A 6849-nucleotide genomic window follows, 5' to 3' on the forward strand; every position below is an offset into this window, starting at 1 on the left:
CATCACGGTGTCGGCGTGCAGCCACGACACGCTGCGCGGGTCGAAGCCGAAGCGCGCGGGCGCGTTGGCGTCGCCCGAATGTGGTCCCGAGCCCGTCACGACCGTGCCGAGGGCCAGCACGACGGCTGCCACCGCACAGGCACCCCAGCCCAGCCGCTCGACGAGGACGGGCACGACGAGGGCGCGCGGACCGGGCGGCTCGGGGGAGCGGAAGACGAGGTAGGCCGACGCGGCCACCAGGCACATCGAGACGAGGAAGTGGGCCGCGACGGTGATGGGGCTCAGGCCCGTGCGCACGGTGATGCCACCGAGGATGGCCTGCGTGACCACCCCGCCGAGGACGACCCATGCGGGCACCATGAGGTCGCGGCGCCGGGCTCCCCAGCGCCACACGGCATACACGGTGGCGATGGCGGCGATGCTGACCACGCTCGTGAGGGTGCGGTTGCCGAACTCCACGTAGCGGTGCCAGCCCTGGGCCTGGTGGGCGACGGGTATGTAGGACCCCGGCACGCACTGGGGCCAGGTGGGGCAGCCGAGCCCGCTGCCCGTCAGGCGCACCAGGCCGCCGGTCACCACGATCAGCACCTCGACCACCAGGTTGGCCATCAGGACCCTCGGGAGCCACGCGGAGCGGGTGCGAACGGGAGGAGTCGCGAGAGGTCGGGCGGGCGCTGCGGTCACGGCATCGAGGGTACGTGGCCCGGCTGCGTGGGACGGCTGTGGGTCAGTCGGTCCACCGGAAGAACCGGCGCGCCAGCGCGGTGGCCCCGAGAGCCCACACGGTCAGCACGACCCAGTCGCCGAACCGGACCTGACCGGAGGCGAGGGCGCCCCGCAGGCCGTCCCCCAGAGCTCCCGACGGCAGCAGCCCGACGAGGGGAGCCAACGAGTGGGGCAGCTCGGTGCCGGGGACGACGACTCCGCCGAGCCCGAGCAGGGCGACCCACACGAGGTTGGCCAGCGCGAGCACCCCTTCGGCGCGGAGCGTGCCGCCGAGCAGTAGCGCGAGGGCGACGAACGCCCAGGTGCCGAGCATCGTCGTGACCAGCGCCGCGGGCACGCCTCGCAGGGCGGGCTCCCAGCCGAGCGTGGCGCCGAGCACGCCGATGACCACGAACTGGAGCGCGACGACGGCCAGGACCGCGACAGCCTTGGCCAGCAGCAGCCCGGTGCGACCCAGTGGGGTGACGCCGAGCAGGCGCAGGACGCCGTACCGACGGTCGAACCCGGTGGAGATCGCCTGCCCCGTGAAGGCGGACGAGATGACGCAGAGGGCCAAGACGCCCGGCACTGCGAGGTCGACGCGACGGCCGGAGCCGAGCGAGATCGCGCCGGCATGGACGAGGCCGACGAGGACGGCCGCCGGGAGCAGGATCGCCACGAGCAGCTGCTCACCGTTGCGCAGCAACGTGCCGGCCTCGAACCGCGCCTGCGACGTGACCCGCTGCCACGGGCTCGCCGGGGTCGTGACCGGAGTGGCCGGGTATGCCGCAGAGGCGGGGGTGGCGCTCATGCCACGGACCTGCGCGTGAGAGCGAAGTAGCGCTCCTCGAGCCCGACGCCGCCTGTGACCTCGGCCAGGGTGCCGTCCGCGACGACCCTGCCCGCCGCGACGACGACGATGTGGTCGGCGAGGCGCTCGGCCTCCTCGAAGGAGTGTGTCGTCACGACGACGGCGGTGCCTGCGGCTGCCGTCGCCCGGACGAGGTCCCAGACGTCCAGCCGGGCGTGGGGGTCCAGGCCGGCGCTCGGCTCGTCGAGGAAGACGACCTCGGGCCTGCCGACGAGAGCGGCGGCGAGGGCGACGCGCTGGCGCTGGCCGCCCGAGAGCCGCCGCACGGGAGTGCCCGCGAACTCGGTGATGCCGAGCCGCTCCGCGAGGTCCTCGACGGGGGCCGGCGCGGCATACATCGAGGCAAGGTGGTGCAGGAGGCGCAGCGGGCGAGCCGCGTTGGGCAGGCCGCCGTCCTGGAGCATCACGCCGACGCGGGCCCGATGCTCGGGGCCGGCGCGCCACGGGTCGCTGCCCAGGACCCGCACATCGCCGGCGTCGGGACGGCGCAGCCCCTCACAGCACTCGATCATGGTCGTCTTGCCTGCCCCGTTGGGCCCCAGCATCGCCGTGACGGCTCCAGCCGAGGCACTCCAGTCGGCACCAGCGAGGGCGACGCTGCTGCCATAGCGCTTCTCGAGCCCGGTGACGACGACAGCAGGTGGCACGTCACGAGTCTAGGTGGCCCTGAGCGAGCTCCAGTAAGGACCCCGCAGGTCGTGACGCAGGTGACGTCTAAGGCCCCTCGCTGGGGTGCACGGCAGAGATAGGGCAGGTGACCCATGTGCCGGCCCTCCTCAGCCGAGCACCGTGAGGGCATCGAACCACCACCACCCAGCTGAGGAGCTGACATGAGCATTGCCGCAGACCCCCTGTTCATCGCCGCCGAGGTGCAGTGGAGGACGCGCCAGCTGTCCGGCGCCGCGACCCCCCTGCCGACGGTGCACCGCCCGCACCGCGTCCGCGACGCCGTCGTGGGGCGTCTGCACCACCGCCACGGGCGGCCGGCCGCTCCACGCATCGCGTAGACCCCGACCCGTGACAGCCAGCCGGGCTGGACGTCCGGGCTTGCACGGGGAGGCGCCCTCGATGTCGGACGACTCCGACATAATCGGCGGCGTGGGCCTGGACGGTGTGGCACCGGGACTCTTCGTCGGCCGCGGCGCAGAGGCGGCCCGTCTCGCCGACCTGCTCGGCCTCGACGCCTCCACCCCGGGCGACGCCACCCCGGGCGACGCCACCTCTGGCGACTCCGGATCAGGGCTGGTGCTGCTCGCCGGCGATGCCGGCATCGGCAAGACGCGCCTGCTGGCCGACGCCGCCTCCCGGGCCCGCGCGGCAGGCTGGACCGTCCTGGTCGGCCACTGCCTGGGTGAGGCCGGGCGGGCGCTGCCATACCTGCCGTTCAGCGAGATGCTGGGCCGGCTCGAGACACAGGACCCGACGGCCGTCGAGCGCATCCTGACGGTTCACCCCCACCTGGCGCGACTGTTCCCCAGCCGTCGCCGAGACCTCGACATCGCCGGCACCATCGAGCGGGCCGAGCTCGTCGAGGCATCTCATGCGGCCTTCGAGGACCTCGCGCGGCAGGGCCCCGTGCTGCTCGTCGTCGAGGACGTCCACTGGGCCGACGACTCGTCCCGCGACCTGCTGACCCTGCTGTTCACCCGCGGCTTCGCCGGCCGGGTCAGCGTCGTGGCCTCCTACCGGAGCGACGACCTCCACCGTCGCCACCCCCTCCGCTCGACGCTCGCCCACTGGTCCAGGCTCGGTGCCCTGCACCGCATCGAGCTCGAACCTCTCAGCGACGACGCCGTCCGAGAGCTCATCAGGGGAGTCCAGCCCGAGCGATCCGGGGGCGGCGCCGGCAGTGCGGCGAGCGATGCGCTGAGTGAGGACCAGGTCCGCGCCGTGGTCGAGCGCGCCGAGGGCAACGCCTTCTTCGCCGAGGAGCTCGTGGCCGCGAGCGTCCTCGGCCGCACCGGAGTCGCCGAGGATCTCTCGCGCCTGCTGCTGGTGCGCTTCGACCAGCTCGGCGCCTCCGGGCAGCACGTCGTGCGCCTGGCGTCGGCGTCCGGGCGGCAGGTCACGCATGCGCTGCTCGCCAGCGTCGCCGGCCTGTCCGACAGCGAGCTCGACGAGGGCTTGCGCGATGCCGTCGAGCGCCACATCCTCGTGCCCACCGAGTCCGGTGGCTACGCCTTCCGGCATGCACTGCTGGCGGAGACGATCTATGACGACCTCCTGCCCGGCGAGCGCGTGCGGGCGCACGAGCGGTATGCCGACGCTCTGACCGCCGACCGGTCCCTCGGCCCGTGGGCCGACCTCGCCCGCCACGCGACTGCGGCCGGCCGCCGTGAGCTGGCGCTCGGCGCGAGCATCCGTGCCGGGGACTCGGCTTTGGCGATGGGCGGCCCGCAGGAGGCGTGGCAGCACTACCAGCTGGCGCTCTCGCTCATGCCCGACGACCACCCGGACGCTGACCGGGTGTCGCTGCGCGCCGCGGCGGCGGCCACCGCCAAGGGACAGGCGCTCAAGGGTCTCGAGCTCCTCCAGACCCGGCTCGCCCGGCGTGGTGCCCATGGCGATGTAGGTGGGCGGGCCGACCTCCTGGCCGCCCTCGCCGCCACGGCCCGGCTGACCGAGAGCATGCTCGACACACTGGCCATGACCAAGGAGGGGCTCTCCCTCCTTGACGCCAGTGATGAGGACCATCCCGCAGAGAGGGCCCGGCTCCTCGGTGCCCACGTGCAGGCGCTGGCCGACCGGGGTCGCGACGAGGAGGCAGCCAGGGCTGCCGACGAGGCGATCGCCGCCGCGGAGGCGGCCGCCCTGCCCGAGGTCGCCGACGAGGTGCGCGTCGTCGCCGCCCGGGTCCTGGAGCGCGCGGGAGACCCCGAGGGCAGCAGGGTCTCCCTCGAGCGCATCATCGCCGAGACGGGCACTGCCGGGGACACCGCGCAGGTGCGCGCCTACCACCACCTGGGTTCGCTGCACCATCGCCTAGGGCGTCTCGACCGTGCCATGGACGTCTACCTCGCGGGTGCGGAGGTGGGCCTGGCTGCCGGCCGCCGGTGGGCCCCCTATGCGTTCGACTGCCTTCTGCTGGCCGCGGTGGCCGCGTACGAGGCAGGGCGATGGGACGAGGCGGTGGACCTGCTCGAGGTGGGTGAGGACTGCCCGCCCCAACCGGCCGCAGCCCTGCTCACTGGAGTGCGGCTCTATGTCGAGGCCGCCCGCGGGGGCTCAGGGTGGCAGGCGGCGCTCGCCGCGACGCGACCGTGGTGGGATGCCGACGGCCTGGTCGCCGTGCTTGCGGGGAGTGCCGCCATCGACCTTCACGGCGCCGCTGGTGACCTCCGTGGTGCCATCTCCGCCCATGACGATGTCGTCGCCGAGCTGACCCGCCTCTGGCAGCCGCACTTCCAGGCGCAGCTGCGCATCGGCGCCCTGCTGCTGGGACAGCTGGGCTCCCACCTGCAGCGCACCCCCACGGCCGAGCGCGCGGAGCTGCTGGCCCGGGGACGCGCCGCTGTCGAGGCGGGGGAGAGCGCCTGGGAGCTGGCCGCGGCGGCTGGGCAGGGCGGTCCCGAGTCGACAGCGTGGCGCGCCCGCCTGCGCGCGGAGGGACTGCGGCTGCGGTGGCTGAGCGCCGAACCCGTCGAGTCGCAGACCCTGGTGGCCGCCTGGCAGGACGCCGTCGAGCTCTTCGACACCTACGGCCACCGCTACGAGGCGGCGCGCTCCCGCGCCAGGCTGGGTGCCGCTCTGCGGGCCGCCGGCGACCCGGCCGCCGGGCCAGTGCTCCAGGCTGCCCTCGACGTCGCCCGCGAGCTCGGTGCTGAGCCGCTGCGCGCCGAGATCCGCGAGGCCGGCGGCGAGCGTCCCACCGTCCCGCGCCGCCCGGCCGAGCGGCTGGGCGAGGCGCTCACCGCCCGCGAGCGGGAGATCCTCACGCTCGTGGCGCGAGGCCGCAGCAACCGCGAGATCGGCATGCAGCTGTTCATCAGTGCCAAGACCGCCAGCGTCCAGGTCTCGAACATCCTTGCCAAGCTCGGCGCGGCCGGCCGCGGTGAGGCCGTGGCGCTCGCTCGTGAGCGTGGCTGGCTCGACTGACCGCTCCGGCGGGGGTTAGGGGCCCCTTCCTTTCCGCTGGGAGCACCAATTACGTAACATGGGTGTTGTGAATATCGCTGAGGCCCCCCAGGTCCTCGAGTCGCGCACTCGAGACCGGGTGCTGCAGGCCATCAGCGAGCACGGACCCGTCACCGCCGCAGCTCTCGCCGAGGACCTCGGCCTGACCTCGCCGGCCGTCCGCCGTCACCTCGAGAACCTCGTCGAGGCCCGGCTCATCGTCGACCGCGAGCTGCCTCCCGGTCATCGCGGCCGAGGCCGACCCGCCAAGGCCTTCGTGCTGAGCGAGGCGGGTCACCAGGCGCTGGAGTCCGACTACGACCACCTCGCCACCCAGGCGCTGCGCTTCCTCGCGCAGGAGTCCGGCGAGGGCGCGGTTCGCCGGTTCGCCGAGGCGCGCGTGGGCGAGCTCGAGCAGCGCTATGCCGCAGAGCTCGCCGCCACGGGCCCCCAGACCGCCGCACGGGTCGGCGTCCTGGTGGGCGCCCTCACCCGCGACGGGTTCGCTGCCTCGGCCCGTCCCGTGGGTGAGCCGAGCACCGGCGGCCCGCTCACCGGCATACAGCTCTGTCAGGGGCACTGCCCCGTGCAGCACGCCGCCCGGGAATTTCCTGCGTTCTGTGACGCTGAAACAGACGCGTTCTCGAGGCTGTTGGGCGTCCACGTGCAGCGCTTGGCCACGCTCGCGCACGGTGACCACGTGTGCACCACGTTCGTCCCCACCCCCACATCTGACACCCCAGCAGGCGACACCCCACCGAAGGAAGGGCCCACGCGATGAGCACCCACATCGAGGAGCTGAACCCAGGTCTGAAGGACCTCGGTCGCTACGAGTACGGCTGGGCTGACAGCGACACGGCTGGCGCTGTGGCCAAACGAGGCCTCAACGAGGACGTCGTGCGCGACATCTCGATGCGCAAGAACGAGCCCGAGTGGATGCTCGACCTGCGCCTGAAGTCCCTGCGCCTCTTCGGCAAGAAGCCCATGCCGAGCTGGGGCTCGGACCTGACCGGGATCGACTTCCAGAACATCAAGTACTTCGTGAAGTCCACGGAGAAGCAGGCGGCCACCTGGGACGACCTGCCCGCGGACATCAAGAACACCTACGACAAGCTGGGCATCCCGGAGGCCGAGAAGCAGCGCCTCATCGGTGGCGTGGC

6 protein-coding genes and 1 pseudogene are annotated in these 6849 nt (G+C 73.2%); 4 read left to right on the top strand and 3 right to left on the bottom strand.

Features of this window, described 5'->3' with window-relative positions; all coding sequences use genetic code 11:
* The 3 genes from VGN50_RS12785 to VGN50_RS12795 form a co-directional block, all read right to left on the bottom strand.
* On the bottom strand, positions 1-684 hold a 684-nt coding region (locus VGN50_RS12785; protein WP_327445190.1), incomplete at its 3' end, for a COX15/CtaA family protein.
* Between the two features lie 43 nt (positions 685-727).
* Positions 728-1516, bottom strand: coding sequence for an ABC transporter permease (locus tag VGN50_RS12790; RefSeq protein WP_327445191.1), 789 nt, complete (start codon positions 1514-1516; stop codon positions 728-730).
* The gene (locus VGN50_RS12795; protein ID WP_327445192.1) at positions 1513-2223 is read right to left on the bottom strand and encodes an ABC transporter ATP-binding protein; all 711 of its coding nucleotides are present in this window, start codon (positions 2221-2223) and stop codon (positions 1513-1515) included. The genes VGN50_RS12790 and VGN50_RS12795 overlap by 4 nt, the downstream gene beginning before the upstream one ends.
* Positions 2224-2406: 183 nt before the next feature.
* On the opposite strand from VGN50_RS12795, the gene VGN50_RS12800 reads away from it, so the two are divergent.
* From VGN50_RS12800 to VGN50_RS12815, 4 genes and pseudogenes are all read left to right on the top strand, one after another.
* Entirely contained in the window at positions 2407-2583 is a 177-nt protein-coding gene (locus VGN50_RS12800) for a hypothetical protein (RefSeq protein ID WP_327445193.1), read from the top strand.
* Positions 2584-2644: 61 nt separating this feature from the next.
* Entirely contained in the window at positions 2645-5671 is a 3027-nt protein-coding gene (locus VGN50_RS12805) for an ATP-binding protein (RefSeq protein ID WP_327445194.1), read from the top strand.
* A 67-nt stretch (positions 5672-5738) separates the two neighbouring features.
* Positions 5739-6470, top strand: coding sequence for a helix-turn-helix transcriptional regulator (locus tag VGN50_RS12810; RefSeq protein ID WP_327445195.1), 732 nt, complete (start codon positions 5739-5741; stop codon positions 6468-6470).
* A pseudogene (locus VGN50_RS12815) lies at positions 6467-6849 on the top strand (Fe-S cluster assembly protein SufB); the annotation flags it as partial. The gene VGN50_RS12810 and the pseudogene VGN50_RS12815, both read left to right, overlap by 4 nt.

Origin of the sequence: Pedococcus sp. (genome assembly GCF_036000045.1) — a bacterium.
GTDB lineage: Bacteria > Actinomycetota > Actinomycetes > Actinomycetales > Dermatophilaceae > Pedococcus.